The sequence below is a fragment of the Dactylosporangium cerinum genome (assembly GCF_042653625.1).
GTDB lineage: Bacteria > Actinomycetota > Actinomycetes > Mycobacteriales > Micromonosporaceae > Dactylosporangium > Dactylosporangium cerinum.
Map to the genome: position 1 here is coordinate 164227 of NZ_JBHSIU010000019.1, position 22471 is coordinate 186697.

Here is a 22471-nt window from a genome sequence, read left to right on the forward strand (position 1 = left end):
TATGAAGCGGTTGGCGCTCGTCGTGGTGGTCGCTCTCCTCGCCGGTTGTTCCAGCGGTTGCTCTGCCGCCGGCGGCGGCAAGACGGAAGATCCGGTCAAACTGCGGGTCGAGCTGACCCAGGGCCGGGTCGACGAGGTCCGGCACACGGTGCAGATCTCGATGCACAACGACGGCCCCGCGAAGATCACCGTCGAGCGGGTCGAGCTGCAGGCGCCGTCGTTCAAGGGCGTCGGGCCGGTCACCGTCGACGCCCCGCTGCCCGTCGGCGGCCTGCGCGTCGACGTGCCCGTCTCCTACGGCACCGGCGTCTGCCAGGGCGACGAGCTCAAGCCGCGCAGCGCCGCCTCGCACGTCACCTTCGGGGTGCGCACCGGGGACGGCAAGCTGCACGACGTGCGGCTGCCGCTGCCCGACCCCGACCCGATGCTCGACAAGCTCCTCGCCATCGACTGCCAGCAGGCGTACCTGGACCGGCAGGTGACCCTCACCTTCGGCCCGTGGACGCACCTGCCCAGCGGCTGGCTCAACGGCACCGTCGTCATGAAGCGCGTCGGCTTCACCGGGGCGATCACGCTGCAGGAGTTCGTCGGCAGCATCCTCCTGGAGGTCCTGCCGCTGCCCGCCCGGGAGCAGACGCCGAAGCCGTACGCCGTGCTCAACCCGGGCCAGCAGGAGATCACTGTGCCGATCGTGGTCGACGGCGAGCGCTGCACGCCGCACGCCCTGGCGGAGATCAAGAAGCCGTACGTGTTCCCCGCCTGGCTCAGCCTCGACGGCGGCCCGCCGCTGTACACGGAGCTGAAGATCACCGATGCGGAGCGTGACGCCTTCAAGCCGGTCATCGACGCCTGCGCCGCCGGCCACACGCAGATGTGAGATCAAACTTTTAAGGCAGACTTAGGCCAGTTGCGATGGGGTACGGCGGGTGCCATGCTCCAGAGCCATGTCCGAGGTCGGTGAGCGCGTTCGCGCCGCATTACCCGCGGTCGCGCTGCTGACTCTCGCAACCGCGGCCGTCCTCGGCCTGTCCACGCTGGTCGGGATCGCCCCCGCGCCGCCCGTGTGGCAGCTCGGACTGACCCTCGTGGCGGGGCTGCTGCTCGGCATCGCCGCCACCGACCAGGTGCGGGCCGCGCTCACCGACTGGCAGGGCGCCACCGCCGCCGAGTCGGGCACCCACCGGCGGGCCCGGCGCGGGGCCGCACCCGCATCCTCACCCGCTTCGCCGTCGCCGTCGCCGTCGCCCGAGCAGCAACCGCTCGAGAAGCCCCGTCCGCCCCGGCCCGCACGCCCGTCGTGGCCGCGGATCGGCATCATCGCGCTCACCGTCGCCGGGCTCGTCGCCCTGCTGTGGGTGCCGCAGGTCCCCGTCCACGGGGTCGCCACGGCGATCTTCACGTTCGTGGTCGGCTACGCGGCCTACGCCCTGCCCGTCCTGCCGCTGCTGCTGCTCTGGCCGCTGCCGCGGCTGCCCCGGGCCACCTGGCCGTGGCAGCTGCCGCTCGTGCCGTTCGTCGACCGGCGGCTGTGGACCGGCGCCGAGCTGCGCGACCTGACCGTCGCCACCCTGCAGTACCTGCGCGAGCGGGTGCTGACCCGCACCACCGGCATCGCCCTGGCCGTGCTCGGCCTGCTGCACCTGGTGCGCGGCAACCCGAGCCTCTTCGACGGCGGCACGTCCCGCGCCGGTGGGCTGATCGGCTGGCTCCTCGCCGAGCCGCTGCGCCTCGTGTTCAGCGCCGGCGGCGCGATCGGGCTGCTCGGCGGGATCCTCGTCGGCGCGGCCGCGGTCATCGCCGCCTCGGTCGGCCGGGCCTGGGGCACCGTGACCGGCTACGCCGTCCTGGCGGTCGCGGTCGCCGTGCCGCTGCTCGGCGTCGGCGCCGGGCACTGGCTGGGCTTCGAGTACTACCTGCGCACCGAACAGGGCAGGGTCGTCGTCGTGGCGGGCCTGTCCCCCACCCACCGGCAGGCGGTCCACGACACCGCCGTGCCCGTCGACGGCCTGTCGCCGTCGCTGCTCGCCCTGCTGGACAAGGGGCTGCAGGTCACCGGCAACGCCGACGGCGACCGGATCGCGCGGGCCCTGGCCGACCCGTCACAGGCGGCCGCCGACCTCTTCGTCGGCGACCAGTTCGAGCTCAAGGCCGGCGAGTGCTTCGACTGGATCGGCGGGTCGTCGCAGCTGCGGTACGTGACGCCGTGCAACGCCGCGCACATCGGCGAGGTCACCTACGTCGGGCACCTGCCGTTCCTCACTGACCCGGGCCGCGACGCCGTCGACGCGGCCGCGAAGGCGGTCTGCGAGCAGTCCTACGGCGCGTATCTCGGCGTGCCGTACGGCCAGTCGTTCCTGCCCCTGGAGAAGCCGATGCTGCCGCCGGGCTGGACCGCGCGGCCGGTCATCGCGTGTTCCGTCGGCGCGGTCGGCCCGTGGACGCTGAAGGGCACCAAGACGGTCGCCGCGCTGCAGCAGAAGGTGCCGTGGGGCGCCGCGACCGGCTGCAAGGTCGAGGTGCCGGACGCGCTGCGGGTCACCGCCGAGCAGCCGAACACCCGCTGCGTCGCGCCCGGCCCCGAGCAGCGCCTCGCGGTCCAGGGCGGCGGCTTCGCGATGGACCTGGAGTTCGCCGCGATCGGCAAGGCCGCCGGCGGCGCCAAGATCGGCGCGGCCTGCCTGGACGGCGCCGACCTGGGCAACGGCTACACGTTCGAGGTCGGCGCCGACGGCGTCATCGAGATCTTCAAGCTGACCGGCGGGCAGCCGGTGAAGCTCGCCGCGTCGGCGAAGCCGAAGAACGCCGGCCCGCCGACCACCGCCTCGACCCCGCTGCAGGTCACCTGCAAGCCGACCGCCGACGGCGGGATCGAGCTGACCGCCTTCTCGACCGGCAACCGCAAGGCGACCGCGGTCGACAAGACCAACCCGGTGACCCGGCTCTCCCCCCGGCTGATGCTGGCGAACGCGGCCGCCGGCGGCGTCGTCATGACCGCGATGATCTTCAACGCAACTCGGGTCTGACACGTTCAGCGAGCGAACATTCGCTTTACAATGGGGTATGCCCCGCGTCTCCGAAGCCCATCTCGCCGCCCGCCGCGAGCAGATCATCGAGGCGGCCACGCGCTGCTTCCTGCGCAACGGGTTCCACCAGACGTCCATGCAGGACGTCATCAAGGAGGCGGGGCTGTCGGTCGGGGCGTTCTACCGGTACTTCGACAGCAAGGCCGCCCTGATCAAGGCCATCGCCGGGGAGAAGATCGGCATCGTGCAGGCGACCGCGGACCACCTGCTCGCGCAGGACCCGGCGCCGCCGCTGCTCGCGGTGATCGACGACCTGCTGCGGCAGATCGACGTGAACCTCACCGACAACGGCACGGTCCGCATCGCCGTGCAGGTCTGGGGCGAGGCGGTGCACGACCCCGAGTTCGCCGCGCTCATCTCGGAGATCTACGGCCGGATCCGTGGCAACGCCGTCGCCCTCGCCCGGCGCGCCCGGGACAACGGCCAGCTGCCCGCCGACGCCGACCCGGCCGCGGTCGGCTCGGCGATCTTCGGGCTCATCCAGGGGTACATCCTGCAGCGCGTCCTCATCGGCCAGGTCGACCGCGAGACCTACGTCGGCGGCATCGGGGCCCTGCTGGGGGCCGGCCACGAGGACCGGCCCCCGCAGGTCACGACTGCGTGACCTTCACGTCGTCGACGCCGGCCTCGACGAGGCTGGCGGTGCCGGAGTCGTTGGCCTCGACCAGGATCCGGATCGACTGGCCCGCGTAGGCGGTCAGGCTGACGCTCGCCGACGCCCAGGCGCCGGCCCGGTTCGACGCCGCGCCCGCCTGGCTGAACACGGTCGTCGTGGTGGTCCCGACGATGCGCACCCGCACGAAGTCGGCGCTGGTGGCGTTGTTGAGGTGGGCCAGGTACCAGGAGAACGTGAGCGTCAGCGTCCCACCCGACGGCAGCGCCGGCAGGGTGATCGCGGGCGAGCGGATGCTGGTGACCCCGCCGTCCACGTCGTAGGTGCCCGCGCTGCTGCCCGCCGCGGCGCCCGTGACCAGGTCGAAGGAGCCGCTGACGGTGGTGCCGAGCTGCAGCGCCACGCCCGAGGTGGTCGCCGCCGGGTCGCCCCGCTCGAACGCGCCCGCGGTGGCCGTGTCGGTGCCGGACGGGTTGACGGTCCAGCCGGTGGCCGTCTCGAACGTGTCGCTGTAGACGGTGGTGCCGGGCGGCGTCGGCGTCGAGGTGGCGATGGTCCAGACCGCGTAGGCGATCGCGTCGCTGTTGCGGTCCAGGGCCGTGTCGCTGATGTTGGCGGTGGTGTCGCAGGCGCGGTGGTAGCAGACGTCGAAGGCGGTGCCGGATGTGCCGCCCCACTTCGTCGCCTGGGCCGCGGTCTTGCGGCCCTCCGCGCCGGTGAAGATGCCGCCGGCCGGGATGCCGGCGCTGATGAACGGGCCGTAGTCGGAGCGGCCGTCGAAGTCGGTGCCCTCGGTCGGCACGCCGATCGACGTGAAGTAGTCCTGCAGCGTCTGCTCCAGGGCGGCCGAGCCGGCCGGACCGGGTCCGGAGCCGACGCCGTCGGAGTTGTCCCCGTCGTACAGGAAGTAGCCCGGGTTCGGCGAGCCGACCATGTCGAAGTTCAGGTACGCCTTGATCTTCGCCTTCTCCGCCGCCGGCAGGCTGTTGACGTAGGCGGTCGAGCCGCGCAGCCCCAGCTCCTCCGCGCCCCACCAGCCGAACCGCAGGTGCTTCGTGGTGCTCAGCGCCTGCCGGGACACCTCGAGGGCGACCTCCAGGTTGGCCGAGGAGCCGGAGCCGTTGTCGTTGATGCCGGGCCCGGCGGTGACGCTGTCCAGGTGCGCGCCGACCATGAGCACGTCGTTCGGGTCGCCGCCCGGCCAGTCCGCGATGAGGTTGTACCCGGTGGCGCCGTTGTACGTGAACGACTGCACGACCGTGGTGTACCCGGCGGCGTCGAGCTGGCCCTTCACGTAGTTGACCGAGGCCAGGTACCCGGGGCGGCCATGGGCGCGGTTGCCGCCGTTGGCGGTCGCGATGCTCTGCAGCTGCGACAGGTGGGCCTTCACATTGGCGACGGAGATGTTCGGCGCGGCGGCGAGCAGGATCTTCGCGGGCGCGGCGGCGGCGGGCGCCGGGATCGCGGTGGCGACCGGAACCACGACCAGGACCGCGGCGAGCGCGGCGGTGACAAACTTCTTCACGTGGACGGCTCCCAGGGGTGGAGGGACGGCAGCGTCATGGTCCCGTCACGCATCGATGTCCGTCAAGATGTTGATGCGCCGGTGAACCGATGCACCGGCGCGCGCGGGGCGGCAGCGGTTGCCGGAATATAGGGTGCCGGGAATGAACAACCCTTCAGGCACCTCACGGCGGACCGTCCTGGCCGTCGCGGCGGCCGCGGCGACGGCACCCTTCGTCGCCGGCGGCGAGGCCGGAGCGGCGCCCGCCAACGCGGCGCACCCAACCCAACCCCGGACCTGGGACCTCACGCTGCTGGGCACGTCCGACACCCACGGCAACGTCTACAACTGGGACTACTACAAGGACGCCGAGTACGACGACAGCGCCCACAACGACATCGGCCTGGCGAAGGTCGCCACGCTGGTCAACCAGATCCGGGCCGAGCGGCGCGGGAAGGCGACCCTCGTCCTCGACGCCGGCGACACGATCCAGGGCACGCCCCTCGCGACGTACTACGCGAAGCAGGAGCCGATCACCACGACCGGCGAGCGGCACCCGATGGCGCGGGCGATGAACATCATCGACTACGACGCCGTCACCCTCGGCAACCACGAGTTCAACTACGGGCTGCCGCTGCTCGCACTGTGGATCCGGCAGCTGGGCTTCCCGGCCCTGGCCGCGAACGCGATCAACGTGAAGACGGGCCGGCCGGCGTTCGTGCCGTACGTGATCAAGAAGGTCGACCTCGGCAGGGGTGCGCCGAACTTCCGGGTCGGCATCCTCGGCCTCACCAACCCCGGCGTCGCCATCTGGGACCGGGCCAACGTCGAGGGCAAGCTGCGCTTCGACGACCTGGTCGCCACCGCCGCGAAGTACGTGCCGGAGATGCGCCGCCGCGGCGCCGACATCGTGCTCATCTCGGCCCACGGCGGCGACAGCGGCAAGTCCAGCTACGGCCCCGAGCTGCCCAACGAGAACCCGTCGGCGCTCATCGCCGAGCAGGTCCCCGGCATCGACGCGATCCTCTTCGGCCACGCGCACAGCGACATCCCGCAGCGCTTCGTCACCAACACCGCGACCGGTGCGCAGGTGCTGCTGTCGGAGCCGTCGAGGTGGGGCCAGCGGCTGACCCGGATGGACTTCCAGCTCAGCCGCGACCGCAACCGCTGGACGATCACCTCGAAGGCCTCGACGTCGCTGAACACCAACACGGTCGAGGCCGACCCGAAGGTCATCGCCGCGGTGCACGCGCAGCACACCAAGACCGTCACCTACGTGAACCAGGTCGTCGCGACGTCGACGGAGACGCTGTCGGCGGCGGAATCGCGGTACAAGGACACGCCGATCCTGGACTACATCAACAAGGTCCAGACCGACACCGTCACCGCGGCGCTCGGCACGGCGCTGCCGGTGCTGTCGATCGCGGCGCCGTTCTCCCGGACCGCGGTGTTCCCGGCCGGCGACGTCAAGATCAAGGACGTCGCGGGGCTGTACATCTACGACAACACCCTCGAAGCCGTCGTCCTGACCGGCGCCGAGGTCCGCGCCTACCTGGAGTACTCGGCGAAGTACTTCGTGACGCTGCCGGTCGGCGCGCCGGTCGACCCGGCGGCGATCAGCGACCCGGCGGTGCCGGACTACAACTACGACACGATCTCCGGCGTCGAGTACGACATCGACATCAGCAGGCCCGTCGGGCAGCGCATCACCCGGCTGGTCCACCCCGGCACCACCACGGCCGTCGGTGACACCGAGCAGTTCGTGGTCGCGGTGAACAACTACCGGCGTTCCGGCGGCGGCAACTTCCCCGGCATCGTCAAGACCCAGGTGTACAACGCGCAGCAGGAGATCCGGCAGCTGCTGATCGACTGGGCCCAGGCGAAGGGTTCGATCAACCCGGCGGACTTCTTCACCCCGAACTGGCGCCTCGTGCGCGAGAACGTGCCGGTCTTCGCGTAACGCCATAGTCTGGGCGGATGCAGGAACGGATCTTAGGACGGACCGGTGCCCCGGTCGGCGTGGTAGGGCTCGGCGCATGGCAGCTCGGCGCCGACTGGGGCGAGGTCGACGAGGACCAGGCCCTCGCCACCCTGATCGCCGCGCACGAGGCCGGCGTGACCTTCATCGACACCGCCGACGTGTACGGCGACGGCCGCAGCGAGCGCCTCGTCGGTGCCTTCGTCAACGGCCTGCCTGCGGGGCACGGCGTCACGGTCGCCACCAAGATGGGCCGCCGGGTGCCGCAGGAGGCGGACCGGTACAACCTGGACAACTTCCGCGCCTGGAACGACCGGTCCCGGGAGAACCTCGGCGTCGACACGATCGACCTGGTGCAGCTGCACTGCCCGCCGTCGGAGGTGTACTCGACCGACGAGGTGTTCGACGGCCTGGACCTGATGGTCCAGGAGGGCCGGATGAAGGCCTACGGCGTGAGCGTCGAGACGGCCGCGGAGGCGCTGACCGCGATCGCCCGGCCCGGCGTCGCCACCGTCCAGATCATCTTCAACATGCTGCGGCTCAAGCCCCTCGACGACGTGCTGCCCGCAGCGGAGAAGATGGGCGTCGGCATCATCGCCCGGGTGCCCCTCGCCAGTGGCCTGCTGTCGGGCCGCTACGACGAGCACACCACGTTCGGCGCCGACGACCACCGCACCTACAACCGGCACGGCGAGGCGTTCGACCAGGGCGAGACGTTCTCCGGGGTCGACTACGGCACCGGGCTCGCCGCGGTCCGCCGGCTCGCCCCGCTCAAGCCCGAGGGGTTGACGATGGCCCAGTTCGCGCTGCGCTGGATCGTCGACCACCCGGCCGTGTCGGTGGTCATCCCCGGCGCCCGCAACGGCGACCAGGCCCGCGCCAACGCGGCCGTCGGCAACACTGGGACGGCCGCCGAGCCATTGCCCGAGGCCACCCACGACGCGGTCCGCAGCGTCTACGACGAACTGATCCGCGGCTCGGTGCACAGCCGATGGTGATGCCGTGGTGACGCCGGGCGGCGTGCGAGCCGGCGACACGATCGGTGTCGAGGAGGAGTTCCACGTCGTCGACGCCGGGACCGGCGACCTGGAGCCGGCCGCCCGGCGGGTCCTGCGCGGCGCGGACGCCGAGCCGGAGCTGCACCGCTCGATGGTCGAGACGGCCACCGGCGTGCACACCGACCTCACCGGCCTGCGCGCCGACCTCCTGCAGAAGCGCCGGTCGCTGGTCGAGTCCGCCGGCCGGCACGGCCTCGCGGTCGTCGCCGCCGGCTCGGTCCCCGGCTCCGGCGGCGGGCCGAGCCGGGTGTACCCCGACGAACGCTACGAACGCATGGCGCAGGAATACCGGCAGCTCGTCGACGAGCAGCAGGTGGCCGCCTGCCAGGTGCAGGTCGGCGTGCCGGACAAGGACCTGGCGGTGCGGATCACCCGGCGGATCCGGGAGTGGCTGCCGGCGCTGCTCGCGCTCAGCGTCAGCTCGCCGTACTTCGCCGGGCAGGACACCGGGTACGCCTCCTACCGGACCGTCGTCACGTCCCGCTGGCCGACCGTCGGCCCGCCGCCGGACGTGGACTCCGACGCCGAGTACCAGCGGGTCGTCCAGACGCTCGTCGAGAGCGGCGTGATCAGCGACGCCGGGATGGTCTACTTCGACGCCCGGCCGTCGGCGCGGTACCCGACGGTCGAGGTCCGGGTCGCCGACTCGTGCCCGCGGGTCGACGACGCGGTGCTGCTCGCCGCGCTGTCCCGGGGCCTCGTCACCGTCGCCGCCGAGGAGGACGCCGCGGGCCGCCCGCTGCCGGAGGCGCCGCAGGTGCTGCTGCGGGCCGCGACGTGGCGGGCCGCCAGGTCCGGGCTCAGCGGCCACCTCGTCGATCCGGCGACCCGCTCGGCACTGCCCGCCGGGGCGCGGGTCGACGCGCTGATGGCGCACGTCCGCCCGGCCCTGGAGGCGCGCGGCGACTGGGAGATCGCCGTCGACCTGCTCGATGACCTGCGGGCCCGGGGCACGTCCGCGACCCGCCAGCGGGCAGTCGAGGACCCGGTCGAGGTCGTACAGTCGCTGGCGAAGGAAACCGCGGAGGGAACGGAAGCCTGATGACCGTGCACGAGGTGACACTGCGCGGGCTGCTGGTCGACTACGGCGGGGTCCTCACCACCGACGTGTTCGTCTCCTTCGACGCGTTCTGCGCCCGGGAGGGCCTGCCACCCGGCACCGTCCGGGACCTGTTCCGCGACGACCCCACGGCCCGGTCGCTGCTCGGCGGCCTGGAGGACGGCACGCTGCCCGACGCCGGGTTCGAGGCCGGGTTCGCCGCCCTGCTGGGGGTGCCGCCCGAGGGCCTGATCGAGCGGCTGCTCGGCGCCACCACCGCGGACGTCGCGATGCTGGACTTCGTCCGGGCCGCCCGCGGCCGCGGCATCCGGACCGGACTGATCTCGAATTCGTGGGGTTCGCAGCGGTACGACCGGATCCTGCTGGACGAGTTGTTCGACGGCGTCGTGATCTCCGGTGAGGTCGGCGTGCGCAAGCCGGACCCGGCGATCTACGTCCTCGGCGCCGCGGCGGTCGGGCTGCCGCCGCAGGAGTGCGTCTACGTCGACGACCTGCCCGGCAACCTGAAACCGGCGCGGGCGCTCGGGATGACGACGGTGCGGCACCGCACCCCGCAGGAGACCCTGGAGATCCTGGCGGCGTGCCTGCCATGAGACGCAGGGTGCCATGAGACGCCGGGTGCTGCTGGCGGGCGGGCTCGGCTGGGGCGTCAGCGGCGCGCTGCTCACCGCGTGCGAGTCCGACGGTGAGGAGGCGACCGGGACGCTGCGGATCGCGACCGGCAGCACGGGCGCGGTCTACTACGCGTATGGCAACGCGATCGCGAAACTCGCCAAGCGGTACCTGCCGAACGTGCACGCCAGCGTCCTCACCACGAACGCGTCGAAGGAGAACGTCGAGGCGGTCCTCGCGGGCACGGCGGAGGTCGGTTTCACCCAGGCCGACACCGCCGGCGAGGGGCACAAGGCCGCGCCGGGGCAGCTGGCCGCGCTCGCCCGGATCTACGACGACTACGTGCACCTCGTCGTCGCCCATGACAGCCCGATCCAGAGCGTCGAGGACCTGCGCGGCAAGCGGGTGTCCGTCGGCGCCGCCCGCTCCGGCACCGCCGGGACCGCCGATCACATCCTCGACGTCGCCAGCACCGGCTCCAATGTCGGCACTGGTGCCGACCTCAAGGCCAGCATCGTCCAGCTGCCGCTGAACCTGGAGGCGTCGGTCGACGCGCTGCGGAAACGGCAGATCGACGCGTTCTTCTTCTCCGGCGGCCTGGCCGTCGGCCTCATCCAGGGGCTGGCCGAGACGTTCCCGATCCGGCTCCTCGCCCTCGACAAGCTGGTCCAGCCGATGCGCGACCGGTTCGGCGACTACTACGCGGAGCGGGTCGTGCCGGCCTCGGCGTACCGGGGCATCAGCCCGACCGTCTCGATCGGCATCGCCAACTATCTCGTCGTGCGGGTGTCGATGCCGGAGCCCCTCGCGCACGGCGTGACGCGGCTGCTGTTCGAGGGCCGCGACGAGCTGGCGAAGGCGCACCAGGCGGCGGGCCGGCTCAACATCCGCTCCGCGATCAGCACCACGCCGCTGCCGCTGCATGCGGGCGCGGTGCGCTACTACCGCACGCAGAAGGCCTGAGCCTTCCCGGCTGTGTCACGGCTTTCGGGTCACGGGGCCGGGAACCACAGGCGGGCGTGCAGGCCGCTCGGTTCGTTGGCGAGCAGGTCGAGGCGGCCGGACGACGCCTCGACGAGGACCGCGACGATCGGCAGGCCGAGGCCGCTGCCGTCGACGTTCTGCGTGCCGGGCGCCCGCCAGAACCGCTCGGTGGCCAGGTCCCGCTGCTCCTCGGTGAGACCGGGGCCGGTGTCGATCACGTGGACGGCGACACCGTCGACACCGTCGTTGTCGGCCGCCGCCGGGCGGATCGTGACGGTGCTGCCCTCGGCGGAGAACTTGACGGCGTTGTCGATGAGCGCGTCGAGCGCCTGGTCGAGCGCGGTCGTCACGGCACGGGCCTTCAAGGCGTGCGGCGCGCGGACGTATCGCAGCGTGATCTGCTTCTTCGCGGCGACCGGCTGCCACGCGACGACCCGCGCCCACGCGACCTCGCCGGCATCGATGTCGGCGAGCTCGAACCGTCCCCGCTCGGCGCGGGCCAGGGCGAGGAGGCTGTCGAGGACCTCGCCGAGGCGTTCGACCTCCTCCAGGGCGAGCCGGTGCCCCTCGACCGCCTGCGGGTCGGTGAGGTCGAGGCCGAGGTCCTCGACCCGCAGCCGCACCGCGGTGAGCGGGTTGCGCAGCTGGTGGCTGGCGTGGGAGACGAACGCCCGCTGCCGCTCCAGGGCGTCGGCGACGGTCGCGGCCATCTCGTTGAACGCGGAGCCGAGCCGGCGCAGCTCCGGCGGCCCGTCGGCGGCGGGGACCCGGGCGGCGTAGTCACCGGCGCCGAGCTCGTGCGCGGCGGCGTCGAGCTCGGCGACGGGCCGCAACGTCCACCGGGCGAGGGACCAGGCGGCGACGATGCCGGCGAACAGCACGACGAGCCCGCCGCCGGCCAGGACGCTCCAGGCGGCGCGGACCCCGGCGACGCGCCCGCCGACCGGCGAGACGGTGACGACGGCGCCGATGACCTCGCCGCCCCGGCCGACCGGGACCGCGACCACGAACGGCTCCAGCCGCCACGGCCAGATCGTGCCGTCGTCGCTGGCCTCGCGGCCTTCGAGGGCCCGGCGGGCCTGCCGTTGCACCGCCTCGTCGGCGAGGTTCACCCCGGGGCGGGACGCCACCACGCCGACCGCGTCCTGGTTGACCACGATCGCGGCGATGCCGTAGACCTCGTCGTATCGGGCGAGCTCCGCGGTGAGCTCGTCGGTCTCCCGCGGGGCCCGCAGGGCCGGTTCGGCGAGCGTGGCGAAGCGGGTGGCGTCGGCGAGCCGGTCCGCGACGACCTGCTGGGTGTCGCGGGTGGCGATGCTGAGGGCGAACGGCACCTCCAGTGCCGTCAGCACCAGCAACAGCAGCAGCAGGTAGGTGGCGACCAGACGGACCCGCATCGCTCGGCGACCTTCTACAGACCCGGCACGAGGCGGTATCCGACGCCGCGGACGGTCTGCACCAGGCCCGGCACGTCGAGCTTCGCCCGCAGCGAGCCGACGTGCACGTCGAGGGTGTGCCGGCCGACGAAGCTGGTCTGCCACACCGCGAGGATCAGCCGGTCGTAGGACACCACGACGCCGGGGGTGCGCACGAGCACCGCGAGGATCTCGAACTCCTTGCGGGTGAGCGCGACGTCCCGGCCGGCGACGGCGACCTGCCGGGCGGCGACGTCGACGCGGACCGGACCGGCGGCGAGGACCTCGACGGCGGTCTGCGGTGCCCGCGACGCGCGCCGCAGGACCGCTTCGATGCGGGCGTTGAGCTCGGCCATCGAGTAGGGCTTCACGACGTAGTCGTCGGCGCCGGTCTGCAGGCCGATGACCCGGTCGCGCTCCTCGCCGCGGGCGGTGACGGCGATGATCGCCACCGTCTCGTCCTTGCGGCGCAGGGTGCGGCACACCTCGATGCCGTCGCCGTCGGGCAGGTTGAGGTCGAGCAGGACCAGGTCGAACGGCTCACCGGCGAACGTGTCGAGGGCGGTCTGCGCCGTCGGGCAGTGCGCGACGTCGTGCCCGCGCCGGCGCAGGGCGGTGGCCAGTGCGGCCGCCACCCGTGCGTCGTCTTCGACCAGCATCACTCGCATCGTGCGCTCATGGTAGAGGAGCGGCGCCCGGCTCACAGGAGCGCGCGCAGCGCCTTGCGGTTGAGCTTGCCGACCGACGTCAGCGGAATCTGTTCCAGGACGTGGATCTCCCGCGGCCGTTTCGTCGGGGCGAGGTGCGCACGGGCGTAGGCGTCCAGGTCTCCGGCCGTGACATCGCCTTGCCCGCCCTCCCCGCCGGTCAGCGACACGAACGCGATGACCTCCTCGCCGAGCCGCTCGTCGGGGCGCCCGACGACGGCGGCCATGGCGACGGCAGGGTGCGCGGTGAGCACGTCCTCGACGTCGCGGGGGTACACGTTGAACCCGCCCCGGATGATGAGGTCCTTCTTGCGGTCGACGATGCTGAGGTACCCGTCGCCGTCGATCGTGCCGATGTCGCCGGTGGCGAACCACCCCTCGGTGATCCCGCTGCCGGTCAGCTCTGCCGGCTCCGCACGCCAGTACCCGCGCATCACGTTCGGGCCGCGGACGAGGATCTCGCCGTCGTCGGCGAGGCGGACCTCGATGCCCTCGAGGGGCTTGCCGACCGTGCCGCGGCGGGGCGCCTGGAGGGGGCTGCCGCTGACGATCCCGCCGGTCTCGGTGCAGCCGTATCCTTCCAGGACCCGCGCGGACGGCACGAGGCGCTCGAACGCCTCGGCCGCGGCCGGCGGCAGCGGGGCGGCGCCGGAGAAGACGAACCGCAGGGCGCTCAGGTCGGTCGTGGCGAGGGGTTGGCCGAGCAGCATGACGATCATCGACGGGACCACGGCGGCGGTCTGCGCGCGCTGCTCGGCGGCGAGCCGCAGCCAGCCGGCCGGTTCGAACCAGCGCTGCAGCACGGCGACGGGCGGCTCGACGGCCTGCATCGCGCCGACGGTGACCATCAGGCCGTACGAGTGCGACAGCGGCAGGGCCGTGATCCCGGTGTTGAGGCCCGGGGTGTGGGCCGCCTCCCGGGAGACCCGCCCCGCGTGGGCGAGGTTGGCGTGTGTGAGCGCGACCCCCTTGCTGCGTCCGGTGGTGCCGCCGGTGTACAGCAGGGCCGCGAGCTCGTCGGGTCCCCGGTCGGTGATCGGGGCCGGGTCGGCGGCCAGGAGCGCCTCGAACGACGGCGTGCCGACGACGATCGCCGGCACCTTGTCCGTCTTCGGCAGCCCTCGTTCCGTCTCGAGCAGCTCGCCGAACTTCGGCAGCAGCTCCGGCGAGGTGACCACGGCGACCGCGCCGGAGTCGCGCAGGACGTGGCTGAGCTCGTCGGCGGTGACCAGGAAGACGACCGGGGTGACGACGGCACCGGCCCGCCAGACCGCCTGGTACACCTGCGACACCTCGGGGCAGTTGGCCATGACGACGGCCACCCGGTCGCCGGGGCGCACCCCGAGCTCCCGCAGCCCTCCGGCGAGGCGGGTCGCGCGGTCGTGGGCCTCCCCGGACGTGTGCCAGGCACCTTCGAAACAGAGCGCGGGATAGTCGCCGTGCCGGTCCAGTGACGCCTCGGCGAGGCGGGCGAGGTTGACCATCGACGAACCTCCAGACCAAGGTACTGCCGCCATGTTTCTACACTGCCTATGCCGATACTTGCGTACTGTCAAGTGAGTGAGGGACCGCATGACGGATCGCCCGATCGCCGCCGGTGAGCGCTTCGCCGACGTCGGCGACTGGAGCAACAGCCGGGGCGTCAATGGCAGCTCCGGCCCGAACCTGTGGCGGACCCTCGGGTTCCGGCGCACCGGCTGGGAGCCCGGCGGCTCGACCGTCGAGTGGGACGCGACCGTCGACTACGGCTTCACCACCCCCGGCGGGCCGGTGATCCAGGGCGGCCTGGTCACCGCGATCCTCGACTCGGCGATGGGCGGCGCCTGCTTCACCACCCTCGAACGCGACGAGCTGTTCCTGACCGCGGACCTGCGGGTCGAGTTCTTCCGCCCGACCCGGCCGGGCACGCTGCGGGCGGTCGGCACGGTGCTGCGCCGGACCCGGAAGGTCGTGTTCTGCGCCGCCGAGCTGTATGACACCGCCGGGACCACCCTCGCCGCGAGCCGATGCACGCAGGTGCTCATGCCGGCCTGACTTTTTCGGGGTGGTTTCGCAGCGTCAAGTTTCCCTCAAGGAACGACCCCCGCGATTCCGCCGGCCCGGTCCGAACCGCCACGGTGAACGAGTGAACATCGTGTCGACCGGCGAGCGCTCCTCAAATGGCGAGCGTTATCGGGCCTCGACCGTCGCCGCGTTCGAGGCGGCCGTGCTGGTGCGATGCACAGGGGTGTGTGGCGGAGGAGGACGGGCCCGGGCGCTGGGGGGCGCCCGGGTCCGTGCCGCTTTCGCACACGCACCGTCCAACCTGCAACCGGGGGTGCTCGCCGAGTTCAACCGGTCCGTCGCCGCGGACCGGCTGGTCGAGCTGCTGGGGGCAGCCGGCCACTCGGCGAGCGTGCACCGCTACACCGCGGGCACGCGGCACCGCTACGAGATCTTCCGGGTGCTCACCGACACGGGCAGCAACTCCGGCACCGGTTCCGGTACCGGCGCCTTCCTGGATCGCGCCTGGCAGCAGGGGTACACCGACCTGTGCGGCGCCCCGGAGCTGCCGCGCTCGGCCCGCCAGATCCGCCACGCCCGCCAGCTCGCCGAGTCGGCGTGGCGCGGCGTGCTGCTGGTGTCGGGCCCGTCCCGCTCCGGCTCCCCCGGCCTGCGGGTCGCCGACCTGGAGACCGCCACGGTCCTGATCCGGGCCGGCCGGATGCTGAGCATGCCCGTGCGCATGAGCACCCGCCCCGGAGGCCAGCTGCTGCTGGTCATGCCACAGGCGGCAGCTGCCTGAACCGCCGCTCCAGCCCGTCCACCAGGGCCTCCAGGCCCAGCTCGAACGCGCTGTCGTCGACGTGGGCGTGCTGGCCGGCGAGCCGGTGCGCGTCGCGCAGGTGCGGGTAGTCGCGCGCGTACAGGTCCGGGTCGTCGACGAAGCCGAGCGCGAACGATCCCAGCGCCGAGCCCGCGACGAAGAACCGCATGGTCGCGCCGATGCGGGTGGCGTCGCCCGGCGGCCAGCCGGCGGTGACGAGCGCGCCGTAGACCGCGTCGGCGAGGCGCAGCGACGCGGGGCGGCGGGCCGGGCCGCGGGCCAGGAACGGCACCACGTTCGGGTGGGCCCGGAACGCCGACCGGTACGCCCGCGCCCACGCCTTCAACGCCTCCGGCCACGGGTCGCGGCCCAGCATGGACAGGTCGACGCCGGCCACGATGCTGTCGCCGATCGCGTCGACGATCTGCTCCTTGGTGGCGAAGTGGTTGTACAGCGAGGGCGCCTGAACGCCCAGCTCGCGGGCCAGCCGCCGGGTGGACAGCGCGTCGAGGCCGTCGGCGTCGACGATCGCGGTGGCCACCTCGACGATGCGGTCACGGCTGAGGAGTGGCGTTCTGGGGCGGACCATGGCTACGATCTTAGAAACTAACGGCGTTAGTTAAGGGATCGGGTTCATTAAGGACGCCCCATGGACTTCACGCTCAACGACGAACAGCGCGCGATCCGCCAGGTGACCGCCGAGTTCGTCGCCCGCGAGATCACCCCGCACGCCGCCGCCTGGGACCGGGCCGAGCAGGTCGACCTGTCGATCGTCAAGAAGCTCGCCGACCTGGGCATCTTCGGCATCACGATCCCCGAGGAGCACGGCGGCAGCGGCGGCGACCACACCACGTACTGCCTGGCCCTCGAGGAACTCGGCAAGGGCGACTCGTCGGTGCGCGGCATCGTGTCGGTGTCCCTCGGCCTCGTCGCGAAGAGCATCAACGGCTACGGCACCGCCGAGCAGAAGGCCGCCTGGCTGTCCCGGCTGTGCGCCGGCGACGCCCTCGGCTGCTTCGCGCTGACGGAGCCGGACACCGGCTCCGACGCGGGGTCCCTCGCGACGCGGGCGACCCGGGTGGACGGCGGCTGGCGCCTCGACGGGTCGAAGATGTTCATCACGAACGGCACCTGGGCACAGGTCGCGCTGGTCTTCGCCCGCACCGGCGAACCGGGGCCGAAGGGCGTGTCGGCGTTCCTGGTGCCTTTGAATGGGCCTTTGAACGGGCCCGCCGTCACCGCCGGGCTGCGCGTCGAGGAGATCCACGGCAAGCTCGGCCTGCGCGGCCAGGCGACCGCGGCGCTGACCTTCGAGGGGGTCACCGTCGGCGAGGACGCGCTGCTCGGCGAGCTCGGCCAGGGGTTCAAGATCGCGATGTCGGCCCTGGCGAAGGGGCGCATGTCCCTGGCGGCCGGTTGCGTCGGGATCATCCAGGGCTGCCTGGACGCGGCGGTGGACTACGCCCGGCAGCGTGAGCAGTTCGGCCGTCCGATCGCGTCGTTTCAGCTGGTGCAGCAGCTGATCGCGGACATCTCGGTCGAGGCTGACGCGGCCCGGCTGCTGACCTGGCGGGTCGCCGACCTGATCGACCGGGGCCTGCCGTTCGCGACCGAGTCGTCCACCGCGAAGCTCTACGCCTCGGAGGCGGCGGTCCGCGCGGCGAACAACGCGCTGCAGGTCTTCGGCGGTTACGGCTACATCGACGAGTACCCCGTGGGCAAGTACCTGCGGGACGCGCGGGTCACTACCGTGTACGAGGGGACGAGCCAGATCCAGAAACTCATCATCGGTCGCGCCCTCACCGGCGTGAACGCGTTCGTCTGAACCGGATTGCAGGGGGTTTGCCACCGATGTCCATCGACGTCTACAACCCGGCGACCGAGGAGGTCATCGGGTCCGTGCCCGAGACCGCCGACGTGGGCCCGGCCGTCGCCGCCGCCCGGGCCGCGCTCGGGCCGTGGTCCGCGCTGTCCCGCGCCGACCGCGCCGCGCACCTCGCCGCGCTGCGCGACCTCCTCGCGGCGCACGCCGACGAGCTCGCCGCGCTGATCACCGCCGAGATGGGCGCGCCCCTCACCATCGCCCGCAAGGTGCAGGTCGGCCTGCCGATCGCGGTGCTGTCCTCGATGGTCGACCTCCTCAGTGGCGACCCCGGTGGCGACCTGGCGGAGGAGCGGATCGGCAACTCCGTGATCGTGCGCGACCCGGTCGGGGTCGTCGCGGCGATCACCCCGTGGAACTACCCGCTGCACCAGACGGTCGCGAAGCTCGCGCCGGCCCTGGCCGCCGGCAACACCGTCGTGCACAAGCCGAGCGAGGTCGCCCCGCTGTCCGCGCTGCGCCTGCGCGAGCTGGTCCGCGAGGCGGGACTGCCAGACGGCGTCTACAACCTCGTCACCGGCTACGGCGACCCGACCGGGGCGGCCCTGGCCGGGCACCCCGGGGTCGACCTGGTGTCGTTCACCGGTTCGACGGGCGCCGGCCGCACCGTGGCGGCACTGGCGGCCAAGCACCTCACGCGGGTGTCGCTCGAGCTGGGCGGGAAGTCCGCGAACGTGATCCTTCCGGACGCCGACCTCGCCGCCGCGGTGAAGGTGGGCGTCGGCAACTGCTACCTCAACTCCGGCCAGACCTGCACCGCGTGGACCCGCCTGCTCGTGCACGAGTCCCAGCACGACGAGGTGGTCGCCCTCGCCGTCGCGGCCGCGTCCCGGTACACCGTCGGCGACCCCACCGACCCGGCCACCCGCCTCGGCCCCCTGGCCTCCGCCGCGCAACGCGACCGCGTGCTGTCCTACGTCTCGCGCGGTCTCGCCGACGGGGCGAAACTCGCCCTGGGCAACGGATCCGTGCCCGACGTCGGCTACTACGTGGCTCCGGTCGTGTTCGCCGACGTCGACCCCGCGTCCGCCATCGCGCAGGAGGAGATCTTCGGCCCGGTGCTGTCGATCATCCGGTACCGCGACGAGGACGACGCCGTGCGCATCGCCAACGGCACGCCGTACGGCCTGGCCGGCAGCGTCTGGTCCGGCTCGCAGGAGCACGCCGTCGCCGTCGCCCGGCGGCTGCGCACCGGCCAGGTCGACGTCAACGGCGGCTCGTTCAACACCCTCGCCCCGTTCGGCGGGATCGGGGACTCCGGATACGGGCGCGAGCTCGGCGTCCACGGCTACGAGGAGTTCACGTCGGTGAAGGCGATCCAGCTGTGAGCCTCGGTCTGGTGCTGCGCGCGGTGGACGGCCCGGCCACCGTCGAGGAGCTCGCCCTGAACCCGGTCGGGCCGGCCCAGGTGCGCGTGCGGCTCGCCGCGGCGGGCGTGTGCCACTCCGACCTGTCCCTGGCCAACGGCACCCTGCGGCAGCCCTTCCCGGTCGTCCTCGGCCATGAGGGCGCGGGGGTGGTCGTCGAGGTGGGGTCCGACGTCTCGGCGATCTCGGTCGGCGACCATGTGGTGCTGAACTGGTCGCCGCCGTGCCGGTCCTGCTGGTTCTGCGACGCCGGCGAGCCATACCTGTGCGCGCACGCCGACGACGCCCGCGGGGTCCCGTTCGCCCGCACGTTCACGCATGATCCAGCCGGTGAGGACGTCTACGCGGGCCTCGGCACCGGTGCGTTCGCCACCGAGACCGTCATCGGCGCCAACGCGTGCATCCCGGTGCCCGCCGACATCCCCCTGGACGAGGCCGCCCTGCTCGGCTGCGCCGTCCTCACCGGCGTCGGCGCGATCCTCAACTCCGCCCGCGTGCGCGCCGGCGAGTCCGTGGCCGTCATCGGCCTCGGCGGTGTCGGCCTCGCCGCCCTGCAGGGCGCCCGCATCGCCGGCGCCCCGACGATCATCGCCGTCGACGCGTCACCGTCGAAGGAGGACCTCGCGCTGTCCCTCGGCGCGACCCACTTCCTCACCCCCGGCCCGTCCCTCGCCAAGGAGATCCGCGCGCTGACCTCGGGCCGCGGCGCCGACCACGCCGTCGAGTGCGTCGGCCGCGCCGCGACGATCCGCGCCGCCTGGTCCGTCACCCGCCGCGGCGGCCGGGCCACCGTCCTCGGCCTCGGCTCCACCAGCGACGAGGTCACCTTCAGCGCCCTGGAGGTGGCGTACTTCGCCCGGACACTGACCGGTTGCATGTACGGCAGCACCGACCCCGCCGTGGACGTCCCCGTGCTGCTGTCGCACTACCGCTCCGGCGCGCTGAACCTGTCCGCCCTGGTCACCGACCACGTCTCGCTGAACGAGGTGAACGCGGCCTTCGACCGCATGCGCAACGGCGTCGGCGCCCGCACTCTGATCCACTTCTAGCGATCCACTTCTAGCGCCGGGTCGTCTGCAGGATGACGCCCGCGACCAGGTCCGGGTCGTCGCTCATCGGGACGTGGCCGCAGCCGTCGAGGGTGACGTGCCGGGCGCCGGGGAGGCGGTCGCGGGCGACGCCGGCCTGGACCGGCAGGAAGATCCGGTCGCGGGAGCCCCACGCGATCGTGACCGGGACCGCGGGCTGCCCGGTGAAGGCGTAGCCGCGGCCGTGGCGGGCGACCGCGCCGAAGCCCTTGCCGCCGCGCAGCGCCAGAGTGTCGGCGAGGGCGCGTTCGGCGGTGAGGACGCCGGGGTTGCGGACCAGCCAGCCGAAGGAGAACGCCTTGCCGAAGCCGGTGCGGTAGAAGACCTTCAGCAGCGGCGCCGGGGTGAACGCGCCGACGCGGTGGCCGCGCAGGATGCTCAGCGCCCGGCGCACCTGGGCGGGGGTGCAGAAGCCGGCCGGTGACAGGGCGGTGGCCGAGCGGGCGTGACCGGCGGCGGCGAGCTCCAGGGCGATGGCGCCGCCGAGGCTGTTGCCGGCGACGTGCGGCCGGTCCAGCCCGGCCTCGGCGAAGTACGCCGCGAGGGCCTCGACGGCGCTCGGCATGCCGCGGTTCTCCGCGGGCGCCGGCGACCGCCCGAAGCCCGGGAGGTCGATCGCGATCACGTCGTGGTGCTCGGCGAGGCGGTCGATGACGGGTTCCCAGGCGCGCCAGTGGTGGCCGATGCCGTGGATGAGCACCAGCGGCGCACCGGAGCCCTTCCGGACACTGTGCATACGTGCGCTCTCCGGGGCACTGTGCAGGGTCATGCGGTCACCTCGTATGCCGTGACGTCGAAGCGCTTCATCCGCTGGCGGAACCGCCAGGTGGACCCTGGCCAGAGGGTCGAGTTGCGGCCGGTCGCGTCGATGTACCAGCTGCTGCAGCCACCGGTCGCCCAGACGGTGCCCGCCATGCGCCGGTCGACGGCGGCGGTGAACGCCCGCTGCGCCTCCGCCCGCGGTTCGAGGCTGCGCGCCCCGCGCTCCAGGACCCGCAGCGCGCCGAGGACGTACTCGATCTGCGCCTCGATCATCAGCACGACAGAGTTGTGGCCGAGGCCGGTGTTGGGGCCGAGTAGGAGGAACAGGTTGGGGAAGCCGGCGACGGTCGTGCCGCGGTACGCCTGCGGGCTGCCCTGCCACACCTCGGCGAGGCTGCGCCCGTCCCGGCCGCGGACCCGTTCGGCGATCGGCAGGTCGGTGACGCGGAACCCGGTGCCGAAGATGATGGTGTCGACCTCGTGCTCGACGCCGTCGCGGGTCACGATCCCTTGTGGACGGACTGCCGCGATCGGCTCGGTCACCACGTCGACGTTGTCCCGCGCGAGGGCCGGGTAGTAGGTGTTGGACTTCAGAACCCGCTTGCAACCCATCGCATAGCCGGGGGTGAGCCGTTCGCGCAGCGCCGGGTCGGCGACCGCGGTCCGCAGGTTGCGCAGCGCGACCCGTTGCGCCAGCCGCATCACCCTCGGCCGCAGGAAGCCGATGACGCCTGCCTCGATCGCCCAGTAGACCAGCGTGCGCATCAGCCGTTGGGCGCCGGGGATCCGCCGGTACACCGTGTGCTCCCAGCGCCGCAGCGGCCGCTCGTTGCGCGGCATGACCCAGGCGGCGGTGCGCTGGAAGAGCGTGAGCCGCCCGACCGACGGCTGGATCGCCGGCACGAACTGGACCGCCGACGCCCCGGTGCCGATGACCGCGACGCGGCGGCCGGTGAGGTCGTGGTCGTGGTTCCAGCGGGCGGAGTGGAACGTCTCGCCGCGGAACGTCTCCAGGCCTGGCAGCTTCGGGATCACCGGCTCGTTGAGCGGGCCGCCGGCGCTGATCAGCACGTCCGCGGTCCATTCGCGCTGTGATCCGAGCTGTGATGTCTCGATCCGCCAGTGCCCCGCGGCGGCGTCCCAGCAGGCCTGCCGCACCTCGGTGTCGAGGCGGAGGTTCGGCCGCAGCGCGTGCCGGTCCGCACAGTCGCGCAGGTACGCCCAGATCTCGGGCTGCGGCGAGTAGGTGCTGCTCCACGCCGGGTTCAGCGCGAAGGAGAACGAGTAGACGTGCGAAGGGACGTCGCAGGCGCAGCCCGGGTATGCGTTGTCCCGCCACGTGCCGCCGATTTCCGCGGCCCGCTCGAAGATGACGAAGTCGTCATGACCCTGCTGCTTGAGCCGGATCGCGGCACCCAGCCCGCCGAACCCCGCACCGACGATCGCGACCCTGACGTGCATGCGACCTCCCTGGTACCGACTGGTACCAGGGAGGTTACCACTGAGTAGACTGGCCGGGTAGCTTCGCGGGGAAGCCACCGTTTGTCGGCCC

The 22471-nt window shown here is 72.6% G+C and carries 20 protein-coding genes; 13 read left to right on the plus strand and 7 right to left on the minus strand.

Annotation, left to right across the window (positions count from 1 at the left end; translation table 11 throughout):
- The first annotated feature begins 1 nt into the window (after position 1).
- The 3 genes from ACFPIJ_RS18490 to ACFPIJ_RS18500 all read left to right on the plus strand — a co-directional run bounded on the left by ACFPIJ_RS18490 (position 2) and on the right by ACFPIJ_RS18500 (position 3687).
- Positions 2 to 877 (plus strand): hypothetical protein, encoded by an 876-nt coding sequence (locus tag ACFPIJ_RS18490; RefSeq protein ID WP_380116371.1) that lies wholly within the window; start codon positions 2 to 4, stop codon positions 875 to 877.
- Between the two features lie 67 nt (positions 878 to 944).
- Positions 945 to 3023 carry a hypothetical protein gene (locus tag ACFPIJ_RS18495; RefSeq protein WP_380116372.1) on the plus strand — a complete coding sequence of 693 codons (2079 nt, stop codon included), beginning with the start codon at positions 945 to 947 and terminating at the stop codon, positions 3021 to 3023.
- 37 nt (positions 3024 to 3060) lie between these two features.
- On the plus strand, positions 3061 to 3687 hold the full coding sequence (locus ACFPIJ_RS18500) for a TetR/AcrR family transcriptional regulator (RefSeq protein ID WP_380116373.1): 627 nt from the start codon (positions 3061 to 3063) through the stop codon (positions 3685 to 3687).
- On the opposite strand, the gene ACFPIJ_RS18505 is transcribed toward ACFPIJ_RS18500, so the two are convergent.
- Entirely contained in the window at positions 3674 to 5185 is a 1512-nt protein-coding gene (locus tag ACFPIJ_RS18505) for a M28 family peptidase (RefSeq protein ID WP_380116822.1), read from the minus strand. The two genes, ACFPIJ_RS18500 and ACFPIJ_RS18505, sit on opposite strands and share 14 nt — an antisense overlap.
- 178 nt (positions 5186 to 5363) lie before the next feature.
- On the opposite strand from ACFPIJ_RS18505, the gene ACFPIJ_RS18510 reads away from it, so the two are divergent.
- From ACFPIJ_RS18510 to ACFPIJ_RS18530, 5 genes are read left to right on the plus strand one after another with little or no spacing between them, the layout of a single operon-like run.
- Positions 5364 to 7160, plus strand: a complete 1797-nt coding sequence (locus tag ACFPIJ_RS18510; protein ID WP_380116374.1) for a bifunctional metallophosphatase/5'-nucleotidase — start codon at positions 5364 to 5366, stop codon at positions 7158 to 7160.
- A gap of 17 nt (positions 7161 to 7177) precedes the next feature.
- Positions 7178 to 8176: an aldo/keto reductase gene (locus ACFPIJ_RS18515; protein WP_380116375.1), complete on the plus strand. Its 999-nt coding sequence runs from the start codon at positions 7178 to 7180 to the stop codon at positions 8174 to 8176.
- A 4-nt stretch (positions 8177 to 8180) separates the two neighbouring features.
- A complete protein-coding gene (locus ACFPIJ_RS18520; protein ID WP_380116376.1) occupies positions 8181 to 9278 on the plus strand; it encodes a carboxylate-amine ligase in 1098 nt (365 codons plus the stop codon).
- Positions 9278 to 9889 (plus strand): HAD family hydrolase, encoded by a 612-nt coding sequence (locus tag ACFPIJ_RS18525; RefSeq protein ID WP_380116377.1) that lies wholly within the window; start codon positions 9278 to 9280, stop codon positions 9887 to 9889. The genes ACFPIJ_RS18520 and ACFPIJ_RS18525 overlap by 1 nt, the downstream gene beginning before the upstream one ends.
- A gap of 13 nt (positions 9890 to 9902) precedes the next feature.
- Positions 9903 to 10871: a TAXI family TRAP transporter solute-binding subunit gene (locus ACFPIJ_RS18530; RefSeq protein WP_380116378.1), complete on the plus strand. Its 969-nt coding sequence runs from the start codon at positions 9903 to 9905 to the stop codon at positions 10869 to 10871.
- 29 nt (positions 10872 to 10900) lie between these two features.
- Here ACFPIJ_RS18530 and ACFPIJ_RS18535 read toward each other — a convergent pair whose 3' ends face one another.
- Genes ACFPIJ_RS18535 through ACFPIJ_RS18545 form a run of 3 tightly spaced genes read right to left on the minus strand, consistent with a single transcriptional unit; the run spans position 10901 to position 14498 of the window.
- Positions 10901 to 12289 (minus strand): sensor histidine kinase, encoded by a 1389-nt coding sequence (locus ACFPIJ_RS18535; protein WP_380116379.1) that lies wholly within the window; start codon positions 12287 to 12289, stop codon positions 10901 to 10903.
- Positions 12290 to 12303: 14 nt separating this feature from the next.
- Entirely contained in the window at positions 12304 to 12975 is a 672-nt protein-coding gene (locus tag ACFPIJ_RS18540) for a response regulator transcription factor (RefSeq protein WP_380116380.1), read from the minus strand.
- A 32-nt stretch (positions 12976 to 13007) separates the two neighbouring features.
- Positions 13008 to 14498 carry an AMP-binding protein gene (locus ACFPIJ_RS18545; protein ID WP_380116381.1) on the minus strand — a complete coding sequence of 497 codons (1491 nt, stop codon included), beginning with the start codon at positions 14496 to 14498 and terminating at the stop codon, positions 13008 to 13010.
- Between the two features lie 88 nt (positions 14499 to 14586).
- Here ACFPIJ_RS18545 and ACFPIJ_RS18550 point away from each other — a divergent pair, with 88 nt between their 5' ends.
- Together ACFPIJ_RS18550 and ACFPIJ_RS18555 are read left to right on the plus strand one after the other, a co-directional pair.
- Positions 14587 to 15048, plus strand: coding sequence for a PaaI family thioesterase (locus ACFPIJ_RS18550; RefSeq protein ID WP_380116382.1), 462 nt, complete (start codon positions 14587 to 14589; stop codon positions 15046 to 15048).
- A 91-nt stretch (positions 15049 to 15139) separates the two neighbouring features.
- On the plus strand, positions 15140 to 15799 hold the full coding sequence (locus ACFPIJ_RS18555) for a hypothetical protein (RefSeq protein WP_380116383.1): 660 nt from the start codon (positions 15140 to 15142) through the stop codon (positions 15797 to 15799).
- On the opposite strand, the gene ACFPIJ_RS18560 is transcribed toward ACFPIJ_RS18555, so the two are convergent.
- Positions 15774 to 16409: a TetR/AcrR family transcriptional regulator gene (locus ACFPIJ_RS18560; protein ID WP_380116384.1), complete on the minus strand. Its 636-nt coding sequence runs from the start codon at positions 16407 to 16409 to the stop codon at positions 15774 to 15776. The two genes, ACFPIJ_RS18555 and ACFPIJ_RS18560, sit on opposite strands and share 26 nt — an antisense overlap.
- Positions 16410 to 16469: 60 nt before the next feature.
- On the opposite strand from ACFPIJ_RS18560, the gene ACFPIJ_RS18565 reads away from it, so the two are divergent.
- The 3 genes from ACFPIJ_RS18565 to ACFPIJ_RS18575 are packed head-to-tail and all read left to right on the plus strand — an operon-like array spanning position 16470 to position 20118.
- The gene (locus ACFPIJ_RS18565; RefSeq protein WP_380116385.1) at positions 16470 to 17645 is read left to right on the plus strand and encodes an acyl-CoA dehydrogenase family protein; all 1176 of its coding nucleotides are present in this window, start codon (positions 16470 to 16472) and stop codon (positions 17643 to 17645) included.
- A 26-nt stretch (positions 17646 to 17671) separates the two neighbouring features.
- On the plus strand, positions 17672 to 19030 hold the full coding sequence (locus tag ACFPIJ_RS18570) for an aldehyde dehydrogenase family protein (protein WP_380116386.1): 1359 nt from the start codon (positions 17672 to 17674) through the stop codon (positions 19028 to 19030).
- On the plus strand, positions 19027 to 20118 hold the full coding sequence (locus ACFPIJ_RS18575; protein WP_380116387.1) for a Zn-dependent alcohol dehydrogenase: 1092 nt from the start codon (positions 19027 to 19029) through the stop codon (positions 20116 to 20118). Before ACFPIJ_RS18570 ends, ACFPIJ_RS18575 begins: the two co-directional genes overlap by 4 nt.
- 10 nt (positions 20119 to 20128) lie before the next feature.
- Here ACFPIJ_RS18575 and ACFPIJ_RS18580 read toward each other — a convergent pair whose 3' ends face one another.
- The gene (locus tag ACFPIJ_RS18580) at positions 20129 to 20926 is read right to left on the minus strand and encodes an alpha/beta fold hydrolase (protein WP_380116388.1); all 798 of its coding nucleotides are present in this window, start codon (positions 20924 to 20926) and stop codon (positions 20129 to 20131) included.
- Entirely contained in the window at positions 20923 to 22380 is a 1458-nt protein-coding gene (locus ACFPIJ_RS18585) for a flavin-containing monooxygenase (RefSeq protein ID WP_380116389.1), read from the minus strand. The genes ACFPIJ_RS18580 and ACFPIJ_RS18585 overlap by 4 nt, the downstream gene beginning before the upstream one ends.
- Positions 22381 to 22471: the final 91 nt, after the last annotated feature.